Raw genomic sequence first — 18949 nt, 5'->3', positions numbered from 1 at the left:
GACATTTCGGTACACGAGGTCTACAACCATAAATGGGAGGGTTATATTTGAATAACGTCAAACAATATCGAAAATCTGAAGGGCTATCGCAGCTAGAGTTAGCTAAAAAAGTTAACGTGGCGAGACAGACAATAAATTTAATTGAAAATAATAAATATAACCCTTCTTTAGCCTTATGTATCGAATTAGCAAAAGCACTAAAAACAGATTTAAACAGTCTATTTTGGGAGGGAGATTAAATGATGAAAATTGAATGGAAAGAAAGAGTTTATAATAGTTTTGTTGGAACACTGAGTGAGAGAGATGAATATCAAAAACAAGAAATCAATAAAGAATTATCTGTAGCTGGAATTGGTTTATGGTGGCTAAATATGTTGGTAATGCTTATTATGTTACTTGTTGATACTATGAACCACACAATATCTATAGGGACAATATTCATTTTTCTATCTAATATGATTTATGCTAATTACTTAGCCTTTAAATTCAAGAAAAAAGGTTTAAGTGATACTGAATGTGCAACAAAAGAAGAATATTTACAACACAAGAAAAAATTAAGAAAAGCTGGCTTAAAAGCAGGTGTGCTTTGGGGCTTTCAAATGTTTGTTTTTATGAATTATATCCTTCCCTATGTAGGTTCAGAAGAAATCTCTATTTCTTTATTTAAGGTTGTAATTTTCATCTGTGGCGGTGGATTTTTCGGTCTAACTATGTACGTGATTGGTTTATTAAATCTAAAAAAATTATATTAAGTAACAAAAACCTTTTACACATTAAACTCCAATTTTACATACTATTTGTTTTTTCTAAATAAAAATATAAAAGCTATCCAATATAACAATTGGATAGCTTTTTCAAATAAAATATTATACTACTTTAGAAGCTTTTCTCTCATGTCCCATTTGAACAATCAGTAAGAATATCGTTGCTAATATGCCACCCGCTAACAGTAACATGAAGCAACCATCCCAGCCAGAACGATCAACAATGATACCAATTGCTGCGTTTGCTATGAAACTTCCTCCAACATAACCGAACAGACCACACATACCAACTGTCGTACCTACTGCAAATTTCGGTACTAATTCCATTGCACTTAAACCGATTAAGAACTGTGGTACATAAATTAAACAACCGATAATAGAAACTGCAACACTCACAACAATAATATTAGTTGCTTGCCAATAGACGATTGTTCCAACAACAACCCCAGCCATACTCATAACACATAATGGCATACGTTTTCCTTTGAATAATTTATCGCTTAAAAGGCCGACAATTAAAGAACTTGGAATCGCTGCCGTTTCAAATATTGAATACGCAAAATGCGCTTCTGTTTTTGTAAAACCTTTCACTGTTGTTAAGTAAATTGGTACCCAGTTAATAACACCGAAACGAATTAAATAAACAAAAGCATTCGCAATACATAAGAACCATACAAATTTATTTTTCACTACATATTTCATTAAAATTTCTTTTGGTGACATTTTGTTAGCATTATCTACTTTTTCAAGTTCTTCATAGTCATTACGATATTCATCAATTGGTGGAAGACCTTCAGATTCTGGTGTATCCTTCGCATTGATCCAAACAAGTACTGCAATTACCATTGCGATAATCGCTGGGAAAATAAACACGCCGCCTTGCCAATGGCTTTCACCGAAAATCCCTACCCCAATCCCAATGAATGGTGGAACAAGTAGTGCACCAACGTTATGTGAAATATTCCAAAGACCTGTTTTCGTACCACGTTCTTTCTTTGAAAACCATTTCGTCATAACAATACTACAAGGTGGTGCTCCCATACCTTGTACAATACCGTTTAGAACAAGTAATGTTAAAATCATCCCAAAGGAAGATGCATAACCGAAACAAATATTAACAAGCCCAGATAAAAATAAACCTACTGCAATAAATCGTTGAGCAAATGCCTTATCCGATAAATTACCCATAAAGAATTTACTAAGTCCGTAAACAACAGCCATTACTGCACCTAATAATCCGATTTGTGTAGTGCTAAATCCGAACTCGTCTACTAAATACGTAGTAGATAAATTAAAGTTACTACGAACTAAATAATAAGCAGCATATCCAACTGAAATCCCGATTAACACACGAATACGTAGTAATCGATATACACGGTCGATCATATCCGCTGGCAATCTTTCAATTGCAGGTGCTGGCTTGAGCCATTTAAACATATATTTCCGTCTCCTTTTCTCACTTCAGAGAGAGACGCTGTCTATTCCATATCTCGATTATTCCGCTATTTGATATATTTTGGTTCGTCCTTCTAACCGGCTGTCCTTCTATTTCTTTCTCATTCTTCGCAAACATCGTTGGTACGCCAAACGACACTTTTTCTAAAATATGCCCCGCTTCTTCTGATAAACAATAATCAATAAATAAATCCGCAATAATACCACTCGGTGCACGTTTTAGTTTAGAAATCGCATTAACAGATAACCCTGTTTGCTCAGGTTCGTTACTTAAAATCGGAAAACCTTGTTTTTGAAGCATTCTCTGATCTCCCATAAAGTTGATGCCTATCATATATTCACCGCTCGCAACAAGTTCTGCTGGAATGTAACCATTCACTGTTACTTCTCCAACTTGTTCTGCCAGACTCTTCACATATTCCTTCGCTTCCTCTTCACCTAACGTATCAATAAGTGACTGGAAAAACGTATATGCTGTACCTGAAACATTTGGATCGGGCATGACAATCTTTCCCTTATATACTGGATTCAATAAATCTTTCCATCTTAACGGATACGAGAGACCGAGCGGCGCTATTTCCTCGTTCCACCGCTCTTTATTAATCGCAATTGCCAGCTTCTCCACTTCATAACCGTACCAATAACCATCTTTATCTTTAACAGTTTTTGAAATACGATTTGCATGTTGGCTTATCACAGGAATAGAAAGATTTTTTTGCTTCATCATTTGATGCGCATCTACTGTACCGCCAATAATAATATCCGCCTTCGGATTTCCAGCTTCTTCTTCCACTCTACGAAGAAGTTCTTCTGTTGAAAGACGAATAAATTCATACGTACATCCGAGCGGCTTACAAAATGATGAAAGTAACGCTTCACCAACTTCCTCACGAGCCGCTACATACGCAACAATATGACGATCATCCAAAATAGGGAGACCATTTTTACTATATTTAATAGAGGTTGTATCTCGAGAGCAACTAGACATCGCTCCTCCAATTACTAGCAAAAAGAAGAAAAAGGCTATCTTTCTCATGACGCATTCTCCTTTACGAATAACTCTGCTAGAGAGCTTTTCATATACATGACATTTCCGTTATTATCACCGAGATATTGCACAACAAAGTACGATGGATACACAGAAATCGTAAGAATATCTTCACGATCATTCTTTACACGCTTACCTGTTTTATAAGCTGTAATATAAGCAATCGGTTCATTCTGCGATTGTAATAACTTCTGAATTTCTCCGTAATCTGTAATTTGCTTTGCGTACCGAATAGAATCAAGTATGTGCGTAAGATTGATAGTACGTACCACATCACCTTGACGTACTACGACATCCTTTGCTGAAGCAAAGAAATCACTAATACGCTCTGGCGTGTAATACAGGCTTAATAAATACGTTTGAAGTGCTGAAATCATCGGATCCATGCCATTCTTTCCGTATACATTTTCCCCATACTGGAACAAGTCACCTACTGCAAAAGTACGCTTATGTCCATTCAAGTACGTTACTTCTCCAGTAAATACTTGTTCTTGGCTCTTAACGCCCTCAGGCTCTATTCGAATTCGGTCAAAGAATGAAACAATCGTATGCAAACGAACTTCATCCGTTACAACAATTTCTCCCCACTTTTCATGTCTTACTTTCACTTCAATTGGAAGAGATTCATTCACCCTTTGTAAAACGGCTTGTTTATCATTTACAATGTTGATTCGATTATAGATTTGCTTCTCCATAACATAAAACAAAACAAGAGAAACAATCATACAAATGACAAACATAAGAATTTGAAATGATAGCCTTTTCATTTCTGCCTACCTCCAAGATAAAAAAACGTTGTTTCGAAAATACCGCATAATTGTTTCATAAATGTATCATTTAACCGCTTTCAAGTTTTTTATGTCTTCCATCCTTCTCGGAAGCAAAAATGTAATGAATATTATAGTACCTATTTCTTCACTACTCTCAATCCGCATGCTTCCGCCCTGCTTACTCATAATCTCCTGACAAATATACAAACCATAACCATTCCCGTAACTAGAAGGAAGTGCCTTTCCTTTCGGAGACTCATTCCACTCCGCAAGCACCACTTCATCTATACCGATCCCATCATCATGAACAAAGACCTTCGCCTCATGCTCATTTACAATTACATTCATACGAATGTGCGAAGCATCACTATACTTAATTGCATTATCAAGCACATTTAAGAAAATTTGCTTCGTCTTATCAAAATCCGCAACAACATGTACATCCGTTAACTCATTTATCACTTCAATTTCAAACTGATTTAGGCGAGGTTTCACAATTGAAACTGCTTCCTCTGCCAATTCCTTTATGTTCACAACTGTAGGTGACACTTCAAACGTACTCGTTCCATATTTCGAGGACTTAAGCAATTCCTCTACAAGTGATAATAAACGCTCACTTTCCACAGCCACATAACGGAGACTTTCCTGTACATCTTCTTTCGATTGTAACTTCGGAATTAAATCAACATAACCGATAATTGCCGTTAGCGGTGTTTTTAGCTCATGCGTAATGCGGTCTAGGAAATCTTTCTGCTTCTCTTTCTCCTCCTGCAATTGCTTAATATGCAGCTCAATTCCATCGGCCATCGCGTTAAAAGATGCTGAAAGCTGAGCGATTTCCACGTACTCATTTAACTCAATCTTACTCTTATAATCACCATTCGCGAGCCTCTGTGCCATTTGTCTCAACTGATCAATTGGTTTATGAAGAGACTTCGCCAAACGAATCGCAAAGAAAATACCGGTAGCTACTAAACAAAGAGACGTCATTAAGAAAGTCCAGCTCACATTTGTTAAAACTTCCTTCTCACCCGTTAACTCATTTATAAAACGAATACTTCCAATGACATCGTTTCCATAATAAACCGGGCTTGAAAACAAAAGAATGGGAGCGGGATCCGCCTCCTCGAAAACATAAGACTTCTTCCCCTTCAAGGAACTCTCAATGTCGATGTTACGGTGAAGCAATGCTCCTTTTTGTGTATCTGCAACAACATCGCCATTCTTCCCGATCATCTGCACACGGACATCCATACGCTTCGCTAAATACGACGCAATTAAAAGTGAATTCGGACCAAGCGTATCCACTTCTGCTTCCATCTCTAAATAATTCATCGTATAAATTTGTGCTTCTACACTTAACTTTTCTAAAGAATCTGCTGCATTATGATACATATTCTTTTCTAACGTAATATAAACAACTGCATATAAAAGAACAAAAATCGGAATTAACAGCCCAACTATTCCGAACACCATATTTCGCTTTAAAGACATACCATCACCACTTAACAATCCAGTTTATAGCCAACGCCATAAATTGTCTTAATATATTCTCCGCTCGTCCCAAGCTTCTTGCGAAGTCTCTGCACCATAATATCAACTGCTCTCGTATTTCCGATATACTCAAACCCCCATACTTTCTCAAGCAACTCATCCCTCATAAACACACGCTGCGGATTTGAAACAAACAACTGACATAAATTAAACTCTCGGTACGTTAACTGAATCTCTTGTCCACTCACATGTACCTTTCTTTCCTTAGGACAAATCACTATCTCTCCAGCCTCAATTACTTCATGACTTACAGCGACCTCCGTCTTCTTTACACGCCGCGCCATATTCTTAACCCGAAGAATAAGCTCCGCATAATTAAATGGCTTCGTCACATAATCATCAGCACCAAGCTGCAAGCCAAGCAACTTATCATTCATCTGACTCTTTGCCGTTAACATAAGCACCGGAATATCCCTATCCCTCTCACGGAACAAACGAAGCAACTCATACCCATCCGTATCCGGAAGCATAACATCCAAAATCAATACATCCGGCCCTTCATTCCATCTCTCTAAAGCTTCTCTCCCATCAGCCGCTGCCAACACTTCATAACCTTCCATCTCCAACTGCATCCGAATCAAATTACGAATACTCGATTCATCATCAACCACAAGTATTTTCATCATTCTCCTCCTTCCACCACGTATTATAGTACAGTTTAGTATAGCAAAAATCCTATAAAAAAAGAGAGGGTATTGTCGAACATATTTTGTCGACGATACCCTCTCCCCTTTTATTATTTAGCTACAAAATAATCCGTTACATATTGTGCCCAAACTTCATGACCTTTAGCAGTTGGGAAACCAAACTCTTCTTTTAAATATGGTAGGATAGCCTTTGTTGATGCATCAGGCCATGCTCCCCAATGATCAATATATGTATAATTATTTTGCGTTGCAAATTGTTTTAATGCTTCAATCGCTTTCGGATAATTTTTCGCACCATACACTGGATTTGATGGTTGAATCATAATTGTAGCACCCTTTGCACTAGTAGAAAGTGCTTGAACGAACTTCTGTGTATTTACTACAGAGTTTCCATTACCAGTTTTACCGTTATCAGTAATAAATGGTGGCTCAAATAAAATCACATCTGGATTCTCTTTCGCAATCTCTTTATCACGCTTATTCGCGATTAACTCTTCTGTGCTTTCACCCTTATATTCCTTTACAGTCACATTCCATAAACCTTTACCGTAAGCATTTTCTAAATTAGCCGTTAACTTAGCTGCCCAAGCACCTTTTTCAGATGAAGAAGCTTCATCACCAACAATAATAAGGTTTACTGCCTTTTTATCCTGGGCAGCTTTCTTTAACTTCTCTTTCACTGCATCTGGCAAGTTCTTCGCATATGCTTCGTTAAAAGATGACTTCGCATCTTGTTTTTTCTCTTCTTTTTTCTCTTCTTTCTTTGCTCCGCTATCTTTCACTTCAGCCTTTGTTTTCGTTACTTCACTCGTTTGTCCTGTTGCATTTGCAATCTTCTTATTCCAGTACAATTTACCGCTCACAATCGAAGCAACAAACAATACAAAAACAACAAGGACAAGTACTGCTTTCTTATTCATCGATTCACCTCATCTATTAATCTCACAATATATAATACTAATATAAATCCAAGCAAAAATAAACCCAACTCCTTCCAAAGGAGTTGGGTTATTACATATTATTTAGTCACTTCAAGATGTGCTCTTAACTTATTCGTTATATCTTGTTTCGCTGCATCCGGAACATAGTAATACCAAATACCATCAGCGGCTTTGTGGCCGTCGCCTGGGATTTGGATTTCTTCACTGTTTTGCATACAATCTTTATAGTTCTTTTGAATATCAAACATTTGGTCTTGTGTTAAACTTGTTTTAACGTTTTTCTCAATTGCTTTTAATACATCACCGTAACTTGCCAGAGAAGATACGCTTGCACCCTTCTTAATTACAGCCTGAATAACTTGACGTTGGCGCATTTGACGGCCAAAGTCACCGCGTGGATCCGCATAACGCATACGAGAATATACTAAAGCTTTTTTCCCATCTAAATGTAAATCCCCTTTTGGATAATCAAAACCGTCCATTTTAAAGCTCATATCGTTATTAATATCCACACCACCAACAGCATCTACAATATCCCTGAATCCTTCCATATTTACCTCAATATAATGATCAACTGGAATATCGAGGAAATTCTCGACTGTTTTCACTGCCATATCGATTCCGCCGAATGCATAGGCATGATTTATTTTATCTTTCTTGCCCTTTCCAACAATTTCTGTATAAGAATCACGCGGAATACTAATAATTTTCATTGAATTAGATTTAGGATTTAATGTAAATAACATTAGAGAATCTGAGCGACCTTGATCTTCCCCACGTTGATCGACACCCATTAATAAAATTGAAATAGGTTTTCTATCAGCAATATCTACCTTTCCATCCCTTTTATCTGATTTTTCACGGTCCAATGGTTTATGCACTGCATTTAATGTATTAGATACATTTGAATAAACAGTATATGCATAGATCCCTGTGCCAACTAGGATAACGCCTATAATACTTAAAGCCCAAAGAAATATTTTTTTCTTCAAGATATTCGCCTCTTCCTTTAAATGTATTTCCTATTTAATATAGTACTTAATGAGTTAAACCATCCACTAGTTTTTGATATTCTTCAATAATTTTTCTATTCATAATATTACTAGTAAACTTTTCTTCATATATATTCCTGCCCCGTTTTCCCATTTCTTTCAATTCTATTTTATCAAGGTTTAATAATATATCTACTAAATCATTGGGTTTTTCTAAATCAAATATGTATCCATTAACTTCTTGGTTAATCAATTCCGGTAATGCCCCCCTATTACTTACTATAACAGGTTTTCTATTTTTCATTGCTTCAATCGCAACCAAACCAAAACCCTCCCAACGTGAAGGCATTATAACCGCATCCATATCAGAATAATAACTATCTAATAATTTATTGTCGATCCAGCCTAAATTTATAACATTTTGAGGAAATTGAAATTCAGCCTGACTTACAACAGGTTCACCAATAATATATAATTTAATCTTTGGTAAATTATTATTTTTAAAAATATCTATTAAAATATCTAGACCTTTTTGCTTATCGAATCTTCCAACAAAGAGTAAATTTATACAATCTTTTTCTATTTCTAATGATACCCTTTTATCATTACTCCTATCAGAAATCCCATTATATATAATTGTAGATTTATTTTTAGGCAAATGATATTTAAGTGAGTTTGTGTACTCATCTAGAGAAATATTAACTATAGTATCGGTTTTAAGAGCTAACACTCTCTCTATTAAGGAGTATACTCTTTTTTTTAGCTGAGAGGTGTCCATTAAAAATGACCAGCCATGCGAACAATAAACAATTTTCACATTTTTTCTCTTAATAAAATAAAGTAATCTAACATATAGGCCCGCAAATGAACTATGCACGTGAATAATATCTGGTTTTATCAAATTTATATACGCATTAATTTCCTTTATAGCTTTTATTATATATTTTGGGCTCCTTTTATAAGAATAGCCGTATATATTCTCAGAATTAATATTCTTCAATTCCCCCGAGTGTAAATCCCCATAGAGTAAAAAAACGTCATCAATGTTTTCACACTGTTCTTGATATTCTATTACCTCCTGAAGATATGTAGCAATTCCTCCCTTTACATATTCAGCTATATGTAAAACTTTCATTTAATCCACTCCTAAAATTATTAAATCTAGAAGCTACTTTAAAACCCTTTCTTGTACACCCTCCATATAAAAGTTAGCAATATATAATTTATATACAAAGAATAGTAGTTTCAAACTAAACTTAGCTTCATTCTTTATAATACGCTTAAAAACAAAATTACAATTTTTAACTAAAAATTGTATACAATATTTTTTATACTTTGGAACAGTATCTCTAGCTTTTAATGGCTCTAAATATTTAAAGTTGCCAAAGAAGTTAATTATTTCGGGATGTTTTTCTAATAATATAGGCATATTATATTGGGCTAAATTTTTTATTCGTTTACAATATACTTTTAAACTTATCCTCTCATCAAAGTGATGTACATCCCCATCCTGCTCTATTAAACTAATCTCATAATCATTTTTAAATAATCTATAACCAAACTCGATATCTTCCGATCCCCAATACTTAAAATCTTCATCAAATCCTTGCGATTCTCTTAAATTTTCCATACGGATACTTAAATTAGCCGTAGTTACATATACAAATTCCAACTTTGTTGTATTTTCTCCATATCTTAATCTAATATTTTCTCTTTGTTCTCTAAATTGATCAAATGAATTATTAGATTTACTAGGGAAATAAATTGCCCCTATTCCTAATCCCTTCTTATTACTCATATGAAATTCAACATGTCTATTAATAAATTGATTGGTAATAGGTACACAATCTGAATCCAACATTATAACTAATTCATTTGAACTATTCTCAATTGCCTTATTTCTAGTCTTACTTCGACCGCTATTTTTATTATTGACAAATAATTTTATATTTTCGTAGTTATCAACAAACCCCTGAATTACACTAACACTTTCATCAGTAGATGCATCGTCAACTAAAATAATCTCATACTTATTTTTATCATAATCTTGCTCAATTAAAGAATTAAGCACTTGTCCAATTATACTCTCAGAATTAAAAACCGGTATCACAATACTTACAGATAACATTTAAGATATTCCACTCCTTTTGAAACTATACTAAGGCATACCATTTAAATGAGGTTTGTTATTTTGGTAATTCCAATCTATAAAAGCAAAGAATAACCAAATCTCATACTTAATTTCTAAATTTATAAAACTAAATACTGATATAAGAACAAAAATTAAGCAAAATCTCAGCATTTTATCATTTTTTGTTATTTGATTAGCCACTTTAGAAGAATAGAAGAAGTACAGTAAAGCTCCTATTCCCCCCTGTACTAACCAGTTAAAAAAGCTAGATTTAATAGCTAATCCTTTGGTTGTACCCGTTAATCTTTGCAATTCATCTAAATTAGGTGAAACATTAAATAGTGTAACAAATATCTCTCTTAATAATTCAATTATCCCCTGAATACTCTCTACTAATAAAACAATATAAACACCTGTACCCACACCAAAAGGGTTTGTAACAAATACTTTTATTGCTACCATAAATAAACCTAGTCTTGTAGAAACTGATGTATATTTCTCAATATCACTCATAAGAGAAGAATAAAAATCATCCTTTAAAATCATAAAAACTAAAGCGGTACAGCATAGTAACAAGAAGCTGAAAATAATATTTTTTACACTAATTCTAAATATATTAATAAAGTTAAATGCAAAAAAGATTAGACTTACTACAAAAACGATAAAAAAGCCTTTTGAACCAGTGAGGAATACATAAGCAAGTAATGAAATTATTATAGTTATCGTATACAATCTAACTTTAAAATTATTAAAAAGTTTTTTCGCTAAATATAAAGTAAGAATACTATATATAAGATAAATTGTTCCAGTCCAACTACTCTCCACTGTTAATAATCTAATTCTATAGTATGGCTCATCTGATGAATGAAGCCACATCCACGCACTTGGCATACTAAAATACTCTAAGGCCATAATAATATTTAATATCATTAAATTAACAAAAAATGCTCTAAAAATAACCTTAGTCTTAATTATCGAAAACAACAAATAACAATGCCTATAAAAAAGAAATATTATTATGAAATACATTTGCCCTTTTACAAATTTCAAGAAAATGTCTTCATTTAAGTATACATATACCCCTTTTAAAGAGTATATAAAAACATATATAAGCCCAACACAAAATACATAGATAATATACATAAACAAATATTTTTGCAGTTTAGTTATATTTATTTTCTTACACTTAATATTTAATATTTCTCCTATAATAAAGAAAGGCAATAATAAAAAGATAGGGGAGCGACCTATCTCCCCTATCTTATTAACTAAGAAAAAATCCTGATACGTTACTAAAAATAATAGTAATGTTAGATATATAAAACTAAAAAATCTTAAGATCAACATAATCCCAGCCTTTTAAATAGAACTTATTTACACAACTTCTCAATGAATTCAGTGACCCTCTTACAATTTTCATCAGTGTATTTATTAAAATCTTGTAATTTTTTATATTCGTTATTCCTATTAAAATATTCTTGACTCAAAGCAAGTTTTAATAGTTCATCCCAATTATTAACTTTTGGATATTCAGAAAGTAAATCATCGTAATCATAATAAAAATCTTTAAAGTTTCTTTTATATTCATGATAATCAAAAGGCGCAAAAATTATATCCCTTTTTGTTAAATAAAAATCAAAGAATACACTCGAATAATCCGTTATTAAAATATCAGTAAATGTTAATAGTGGATATGGATCAGCCTCTTCGTAGACAACTATATTATCATATCCTATTAATTTATCTTTTATAATACCCAGTTCTATAAAATGTGGTTTGATAATTAATATGCTATTCTCCTGCCGCAATCGTTGATTAACCTTAAATGCATCAAACCCATAATCATCCAATAAATTGACTATATTTTTGTTAGTTCCATGTCTATGTGTAGGCAACCAACTAATCACTTTTTCATAATTGGATAATTCATGTAAAAAAACTTTATTATTTGTATACTTCTCGTTAAGTAACTCTGGATGTAATAATATATCATTTCTAGGTTGTCCTAAAGGTATAACCTTACTCTTTTCTAACTTAAATGCCGTACTAAAATTATTAATTAAACATTCCGCAGATACGACTATATAATCCGTTCGCATATAAAATAAATATGGAAAAATGAAATAAAATATTGATTTTAATCCATTTTTCAGAGGCGAATTCAATTCTGCATCTCTATCAAACCCTAATTTTTTCAATGGTGTTCCATGCCATAACTGAATTATTTCTTTTCCACCATGTAATGGTGGGAACATATCATTAATTTGATGTGATAAAATTAAATATTTAGCTCGTAATAAAATATATAGCCCCTTAAACGTATACAGATACAAAAAATTATTAGCATTCTTTTCCTTGCATAATTCCTTGTTTTTAGTCAACCAATAATATTGAAATTTAGGTTTATTTTGGTCAAGGTACAAGAATAGATATTTAGGATTATCTGCAAAATGCTTCCCTAGGGATCCGCCTATTACAACTAAATCCTTCTTTTTTGGAAAAATCATTGATAATAAATATATAGGAGATAGTAATATATATACTAACGTCAGTAGTTTAGTTTGCATGTTATACCCCAATTCTTTTACTTTTGTGATTTTTAAGTATTATTTTTCTAACTCCATAATACCTAATTGATAATATAACTAGCTGTGTTACTATTAAAATGCTTGCAACTACATAAATATTTCCTAACTGTATTAATAATAATAGTAATACAATATGAACTATTGATCCGGCTAATACACTATAATTGGGGTATGTAGAATTCCCAAATGCCGCCAATAATGGATAACCAATCAGCATGCTAGGAATAGAAATAAAACAACTTACTAACATAATATTAAATAATGTTACACTAACCTGATAATTTGCTCCGAAAATAACACCAATAGCTTGCTCACTAATTATGAAGGCCACTAAGCATCCTACAATACCTAGAATCATTACAATTTTAAATATTTTATTAAATAATTTTAAATCCCTAGTTTTTGCCATAAAAGGATAAATAGCATCCACTACTGTCGATATGATAATAGAAATAACATTAATTAATTTTTCTGCAATTGCATAATAACCAGCAGCTGTTTTCCCTAAAAAGATCCCTATCAAAAATGTATTTGTTGTCGTATAAAGACTTACTGATGCCCTTGATACAAAGAATTGAGCACTATCTTTCAATGCCAATATCAATTCATCTTTTTGGGGTAATTGAAGACGCATATTAAACTTCCTTAGTGCCACAGATATACCTAATACCCCCGAAATTATAAAGCCTATTGAATTTAGAATTGGAACAATATATAAATCCTCTGAATCCTTAACAAGGATAAAAGTACACAAAGTAAAAATTAATTTTGAAATAACATTTAATAAAGTAGAGTACTGCATTACCTCTAAACCTTGGAATAACCATAGCGGAAATAGTGCATTACCAATTACAATACCAAAGTTATATAGATAAACATACCAGTATTCACTAAAACTATGGTTTAACATTACTATGCTGACCAATATAACAAAAGAAATTATAACCAATATTAGCTTTATAATTAAAACCGAATTAAATATTTGCTTTAACTTCTCTGGATTTTCTCTGTTTATAGATACCTGTCTTGTTGCGGATAAATTAAAACCAAAATCCGTAAGAATAACAAAATATTGTATAAGAGACTGAGCAAATACAATTAGGCCAAAACCCTCTGGTTGTAGTACTCTACTTAAGTAAGGAAGACTAATTAATGGCAAAAGTAAATTAGCCATTTGCATTAAGAATAAGAAAATAAAATTCTTAGTTAATTTATTTTTCATATTTTACCATACTCTCGCATTATTAATTTATAGATTGTAATTCTACTTTGATTTTTGTAGTCGATACCCCTTCAGTCCTTGGTAAATACACAACTTCACAGTATTCTTTTAAAAAATCAAATTCGCCCTTCCAATCATCACCCATAACAAATGTATCTATATTATGATTCATTACATCTATTTTTTTCTGCTCCCAATTCTCTTCTGGTATTACTTCATCTACATATTTAATTGATTCCAGCATTAATCTTCTTTTATCATATGAGAAATAAGATTTCTTACCTTTTAACTCATTAAACTGATCTGTAGATATCGCTACAATTAGGTAATCCCCTAGCGCTTTTGCTCTTCTAAGTATATTTATATGCCCATAGTGCAATAAATCAAAGGTACCATAGGTAATCACTTTTCTTTTCATCTTTTAAACAAAACTCCTTTATTCCATAATTTTAAAAACTTGTTCTTACTAAAATAGCAATCTTTTAAAATGCATCTTTTGAACCTAATAAAACCTTTACAGTTCTTAACAAAATCTTAACATCAAAAATAAAATTTCTGTTTATAATATAATATAAGTCTAGTTCAACCATTTGTTTAAAACTTAAATTACTTCTTCCACTTACCTGCCATAAACCTGTACATCCAGGTGTTACCATAAGTCGTTGTTTATCATAAACAGTGTATTCTTTAACCTCTCGTAATAAAGGTGGTCTTGGGCCAACAAGGCTCATCTCTCCCTTTAATACATTAATAAGTTGCGGAAGCTCATCTATACTGGTTTTTCTTATAAATCCACCTATTTTTGTAATTCTTGGATCTTCTTTCATTTTAAACATTGCACCAGAGACTTCATTTTGACTTAATAAGTCTTTTAATTTTTCTTCTGCATTAACTACCATAGATCTAAATTTATACATCTGGAATTCTTGCCCGTCTTTACCTACTCTAACCTGTTTAAATATTATAGGGCCTTTAGGATCCTCAATCTTCATGATTATTGCTACAATACAAAAAATTGGAGCTAATATTATCAATCCTATAAGTGAACCAATAATATCCATAAATCTTTTAATTATTAAATATCCTCTTTTAGAATTTACTTGATCTGGATTGATTTCTTGAAATTTTTCTTCCACCAGATTTCCATTATATATTTTTGCCGAATCCAAGTCTCTTCACCTCGCCCTTATATATGTACATTCTCTTTCTTTATAATTTCATGCATATATTTAATTAATTCTATTTTTAATTCTTCATTTTTTAGTGCCATTTCAATCGTCGTCTTAATAAATCCAAACTTCTCCCCAACATCGTAACGCGTACCCTCAAAGTCATAAGCAAATACACGTTGAACTTCATTTAATCGTTGAATTGCATCTGTTAACTGAATTTCCCCACCAGCACCTGTCTGTTGATTTTCAAGAAACATAAAGATTTCTGGCGTTAATACGTAACGTCCCATAATCGCTAAATTTGACGGTGCAGTTCCTTGAGTTGGCTTCTCTACAAATTGACGTACTTGATAACGGCGATCGCTTTGTTCAATCGGATCGATAATACCATAACGATGTGTTTCTTTTTCTGGCACTGTTTGTACACCAATAACCGACGACTGTATACCTTCATATTGATCCATTAATTGACGCAAACATGGCGTTTCTGCTTGAACAATATCATCACCAAGTAATACTGCAAATGGTTCATTTCCAATAAACTTACGTGCACACCATACTGCGTGTCCCAGTCCTTTTGGTTCCTTTTGTCTTATGTAATGAATATTAATTTTTGAAGAAGCTTGTACTTTTTCTAGCATCTCATACTTCCCTTTTTCTAGTAAGCTTTGCTCTAATTCAAAGGAATGATCAAAATGATCTTCAATAGCACGTTTACCTTTTCCAGTAACAATAATAATATCTTCAATTCCTGATTCTATCGCTTCTTCTACTATGTATTGAATTGTCGGTTTATCAACGATAGGTAACATTTCTTTCGGCATTGCTTTCGTTGCTGGTAAAAACCTTGTCCCCAGTCCAGCAGCTGGAATAATTGCTTTCCTTACTTTTTTCAAATCTAGTACCCCCAAAAATAAATTATTATATCTATATGTAACAATAACAAAAACCCTACCTATAAAGTCATAGTTATAACTCCATAGGTAGAGTTTCTATTACAAATAAATTATGGGCATCTAACCCACCCTCACGTCATACTCCCGACGACAAGCGTCTAAGGTAGGTTCGAAATAAAAATTTCTACCCACAGCACGACCGAGTGCCCCCATTGATAACGGTTAGGAGACATCACCAATTTTTATTTAAAAAATACCGAACAATTTTTTACGACGAATGTGTTCTGGATCTTCTTTGTAAATTGCCTTCCCGCTAATTAATAAGTACGGATTTTCTTTCAAATCACTCATAACATTCATTCCGAATTCTTTCTCAATTAGTTCATAGCTTTCCGCTAAATGAAATCCTCTTGACGTTGTGTTATGTGCATCTGAAGCGACCATATGTGTTAAATTATGTTCTACAAGCTGTAGTGAGAATTTTTTAATTTTCTTGCCAAATTTCCCAAGCAAACTACCTGCTGTCACTTGTGTTAATACACCTTTATTTACAAGGTTATATAGCTTATCTGGCCGCTCGATTAACTCGGCATTACGTTCTGGATGAACAATAATTGGAATCATTCCCTTTACACGTAATTCGTATAATAATTGTTCGGCATAACGAGGTACATGATTCGATGGAAATTCAATGAATATATATTTATTTGTTTCATTTAAAGTAACGATTTTACCAGCTTCATAGTCTTCTAATAAATCGCCATATAACCTGACCTCTTGCCCAGGTAAAATAGTAAGTGGAATATTATGTTGTTGTAGTTCATCATTTAATTGTTTTACGTGATGAATAATTGAGGTACGTTCATTTACATATTTTCCATTTTGATGGTGCGGCGTTGCGACAATTGTATGTATTCCTTCTGAAACAGCTTTTTGTGCCATCGCTAAACTATCTGTTACTGTCTGTGCACCGTCATCAATACCAGGTAAAATGTGACAATGTAAATCTATCATTTGTTTCATCCTCCCTCTCTCCTATAAAGATCTTTTTTCCTTTGAATATGAGATATATCTCATATTCAAAGGAAAAAAGGAGATATGTTTTTACCATATCTCACTTTAAAATTAGTTTGCACCGTAGTAGTAGTATAGGCCTTGTTCACGTTCACGGTCGTTTAGAACGACGCCTAACAATTTACCTTTTGCAGACTCCAATAATCCTTTTGCTTTTACCGCTGTTTCTTTCTCTGTTGATTCACTACGAACAACAAGAATAGAAGCATCACATACATTTGCCATAATTTGTGCGTCGGTAACAGCTAAAATTGGTGGCATATCAAAAATAACTAGATCATACATGCTGTATGCTTGTCCAAGAAGCTCTTTCATTGATTTCGAACCTAACAATTCGGCCGGATTTGGTGGGATTGGGCCACAAGCTAAAAAGTGCAGATTGTCTACAGATGTCGTTTGTACACACTTCTCTAAACGTTCACTATGTGTTAATACGTTCGTTAATCCGAAAATATTATCTACTTGGAACATTTGATGCATTGCTGGTTTACGCATATCCGCATCAATTAATAATACTTTTTTTCCTTGTTGAGCAAACACAACTGCCATATTCGCTGTCGTTGTCGTTTTTCCTTCACTTGGGTTTGCAGACGTGACCATTAATGAATGTAAATTCGTATCAATAGCTGCAAATTCAATATTCGTTCGAATATTACGATATTGTTCTGAAATTGGTGATTTCGGTTGTTGATGAGCAATTAATTGACGGCGTTGACGATGATTCTTTTTCTTTTTAAATAAATTAAGAGCCAATTGTTTGTCCCCTCACTTTTCTTGATGATGGAGCGTGTGATTTCACGTTCATTGTTTCTTCATCCATACGAGCTACAATTCCTAATACCGGTAAGCCAAGTAAGTTTTCTACATCTTCTTCTTTTTTCACCGTGTTATCTAAGTATTCTAGTAAGAATGCAAGACCAACTGAAGCCATTAAACCAACAACGAAAGCAATTGCTACATTAAGCATAGGAGCTGGTTTAATCGGAGATTGATTTTCTGCAACTTCTGCTTTAGATAATACTGTTACGTTATCAACGCTCATAATTTTCGCAACTTCACCTTTGAACACATCTGCAGTCGCATTCGCAATATCACGAGCTATTTTAGGGTCTTTATCCTCAGCTGTTACAGAGATTACTTGCGAATCCTTTTCATTCGCAACATTAACTTTTTTCGTTAACTCTTGCGCTGTCATATTTAAATTTAATTTTTCATTCACTTGTTCTAAGATTACTGGACTTTTAATAATAACCTTATATGTATTCGTTAATTGAATATTTGATTGAATTTCCCCCAACTGAATTGCTGCACCCTCTTGCTTCTTCTGGTTAACAAGAATTTGCGTCGAAGATTGATAGATTGGTGTCATAAAGAAAAAGCTAATGATAGCACTTGCAATAGCTGTACCAAATGCGATTACGAGGATTATTGCTAAACGTTTTTTTAAGATATGAAATAACTCTTTTAGACTAATTGTTTCTTCCATAGGTTCCTCCAACTTTCTAAAATTTACACATAGGAAAAATTATAACATATAAATCTTACATTTTTTATTTTTAATAATTCAGTTCTATATTTGTTCACAAGAAACAAGTTTAATCTTACAAAATAATCTTAAATATGACAACACATTCCAATGATTTCCCAAAAATTTTATCATATCATGCTTTTTACACTGTATAACTTGATAAATAA

At 33.0% G+C, this 18949-nt stretch carries 20 protein-coding genes; 2 read left to right on the top strand and 18 right to left on the bottom strand.

Going from position 1 to position 18949, the window contains the following annotated elements:
- Positions 1–47: 47 nt before the first annotated feature.
- Together ACTFRU_RS18860 and ACTFRU_RS18855 are read left to right on the top strand one after the other, a co-directional pair.
- Positions 48–239, top strand: a complete 192-nt coding sequence (locus tag ACTFRU_RS18860) for a helix-turn-helix transcriptional regulator (RefSeq protein WP_001067016.1) — start codon at positions 48–50, stop codon at positions 237–239.
- A complete protein-coding gene (locus ACTFRU_RS18855; RefSeq protein ID WP_000975591.1) occupies positions 240–752 on the top strand; it encodes a DUF3278 domain-containing protein in 513 nt (170 codons plus the stop codon).
- 114 nt (positions 753–866) lie between these two features.
- Here ACTFRU_RS18855 and ACTFRU_RS18850 read toward each other — a convergent pair whose 3' ends face one another.
- The 18 genes from ACTFRU_RS18850 to ACTFRU_RS18765 form a co-directional block, all read right to left on the bottom strand.
- Complete coding sequence (locus tag ACTFRU_RS18850) at positions 867–2201, bottom strand: MFS transporter (RefSeq protein ID WP_061113497.1); 1335 nt, start codon at positions 2199–2201, stop codon at positions 867–869.
- Positions 2202–2220: 19 nt separating this feature from the next.
- The gene (locus ACTFRU_RS18845; protein WP_440037749.1) at positions 2221–3255 is read right to left on the bottom strand and encodes an ABC transporter substrate-binding protein; all 1035 of its coding nucleotides are present in this window, start codon (positions 3253–3255) and stop codon (positions 2221–2223) included.
- Entirely contained in the window at positions 3252–4034 is a 783-nt protein-coding gene (locus ACTFRU_RS18840; protein WP_006925814.1) for a DUF3919 family protein, read from the bottom strand. The genes ACTFRU_RS18845 and ACTFRU_RS18840 overlap by 4 nt, the downstream gene beginning before the upstream one ends.
- 66 nt (positions 4035–4100) lie before the next feature.
- Complete coding sequence (locus ACTFRU_RS18835) at positions 4101–5531, bottom strand: sensor histidine kinase (RefSeq protein WP_061113498.1); 1431 nt, start codon at positions 5529–5531, stop codon at positions 4101–4103.
- Between the two features lie 11 nt (positions 5532–5542).
- Entirely contained in the window at positions 5543–6214 is a 672-nt protein-coding gene (locus ACTFRU_RS18830; RefSeq protein WP_000699557.1) for a response regulator transcription factor, read from the bottom strand.
- Positions 6215–6327: 113 nt separating this feature from the next.
- The gene (locus tag ACTFRU_RS18825; protein ID WP_061113499.1) at positions 6328–7158 is read right to left on the bottom strand and encodes an SGNH/GDSL hydrolase family protein; all 831 of its coding nucleotides are present in this window, start codon (positions 7156–7158) and stop codon (positions 6328–6330) included.
- Between the two features lie 98 nt (positions 7159–7256).
- Entirely contained in the window at positions 7257–8171 is a 915-nt protein-coding gene (tagU, locus tag ACTFRU_RS18820; RefSeq protein ID WP_000726750.1) for a polyisoprenyl-teichoic acid--peptidoglycan teichoic acid transferase TagU, read from the bottom strand.
- Between the two features lie 46 nt (positions 8172–8217).
- A complete protein-coding gene (locus ACTFRU_RS18815; protein ID WP_000865923.1) occupies positions 8218–9306 on the bottom strand; it encodes a glycosyltransferase in 1089 nt (362 codons plus the stop codon).
- Positions 9307–9339: 33 nt separating this feature from the next.
- Complete coding sequence (locus tag ACTFRU_RS18810) at positions 9340–10299, bottom strand: glycosyltransferase (RefSeq protein ID WP_000953928.1); 960 nt, start codon at positions 10297–10299, stop codon at positions 9340–9342.
- Positions 10300–10329: 30 nt separating this feature from the next.
- Complete coding sequence (locus ACTFRU_RS18805) at positions 10330–11649, bottom strand: O-antigen ligase family protein (protein WP_000906381.1); 1320 nt, start codon at positions 11647–11649, stop codon at positions 10330–10332.
- 23 nt (positions 11650–11672) lie between these two features.
- Positions 11673–12869 carry a CDP-glycerol glycerophosphotransferase family protein gene (locus tag ACTFRU_RS18800; RefSeq protein ID WP_001193615.1) on the bottom strand — a complete coding sequence of 399 codons (1197 nt, stop codon included), beginning with the start codon at positions 12867–12869 and terminating at the stop codon, positions 11673–11675.
- 1 nt (position 12870) lies between these two features.
- Complete coding sequence (locus ACTFRU_RS18795) at positions 12871–14112, bottom strand: flippase (protein ID WP_000791788.1); 1242 nt, start codon at positions 14110–14112, stop codon at positions 12871–12873.
- Positions 14113–14134: 22 nt separating this feature from the next.
- Positions 14135–14530, bottom strand: a complete 396-nt coding sequence (gene tagD / locus ACTFRU_RS18790) for a glycerol-3-phosphate cytidylyltransferase (RefSeq protein WP_000824290.1) — start codon at positions 14528–14530, stop codon at positions 14135–14137.
- A 64-nt stretch (positions 14531–14594) separates the two neighbouring features.
- Positions 14595–15281 (bottom strand): sugar transferase, encoded by a 687-nt coding sequence (locus tag ACTFRU_RS18785; protein ID WP_000376470.1) that lies wholly within the window; start codon positions 15279–15281, stop codon positions 14595–14597.
- 17 nt (positions 15282–15298) lie between these two features.
- Positions 15299–16180, bottom strand: coding sequence for a UTP--glucose-1-phosphate uridylyltransferase GalU (gene galU / locus ACTFRU_RS18780; protein ID WP_440037748.1), 882 nt, complete (start codon positions 16178–16180; stop codon positions 15299–15301).
- Positions 16181–16426: 246 nt separating this feature from the next.
- Positions 16427–17194 (bottom strand): tyrosine-protein phosphatase, encoded by a 768-nt coding sequence (locus ACTFRU_RS18775; RefSeq protein ID WP_002184075.1) that lies wholly within the window; start codon positions 17192–17194, stop codon positions 16427–16429.
- 111 nt (positions 17195–17305) lie between these two features.
- On the bottom strand, positions 17306–18007 hold the full coding sequence (locus ACTFRU_RS18770; RefSeq protein WP_001207150.1) for a CpsD/CapB family tyrosine-protein kinase: 702 nt from the start codon (positions 18005–18007) through the stop codon (positions 17306–17308).
- On the bottom strand, positions 17997–18740 hold the full coding sequence (locus ACTFRU_RS18765; protein ID WP_000393117.1) for a YveK family protein: 744 nt from the start codon (positions 18738–18740) through the stop codon (positions 17997–17999). Before ACTFRU_RS18765 ends, ACTFRU_RS18770 begins: the two co-directional genes overlap by 11 nt.
- Between the last annotated feature and the right edge of the window lie 209 nt (positions 18741–18949).

This window comes from Bacillus cereus group sp. MYBK220-1 (genome assembly GCF_051916445.1).
Lineage (GTDB): Bacteria > Bacillota > Bacilli > Bacillales > Bacillaceae_G > Bacillus_A > Bacillus_A cereus.
The sequence above is the reverse complement of the archived record's forward strand: the minus strand, read 5'-3'. Positions and strand labels throughout refer to the sequence as shown.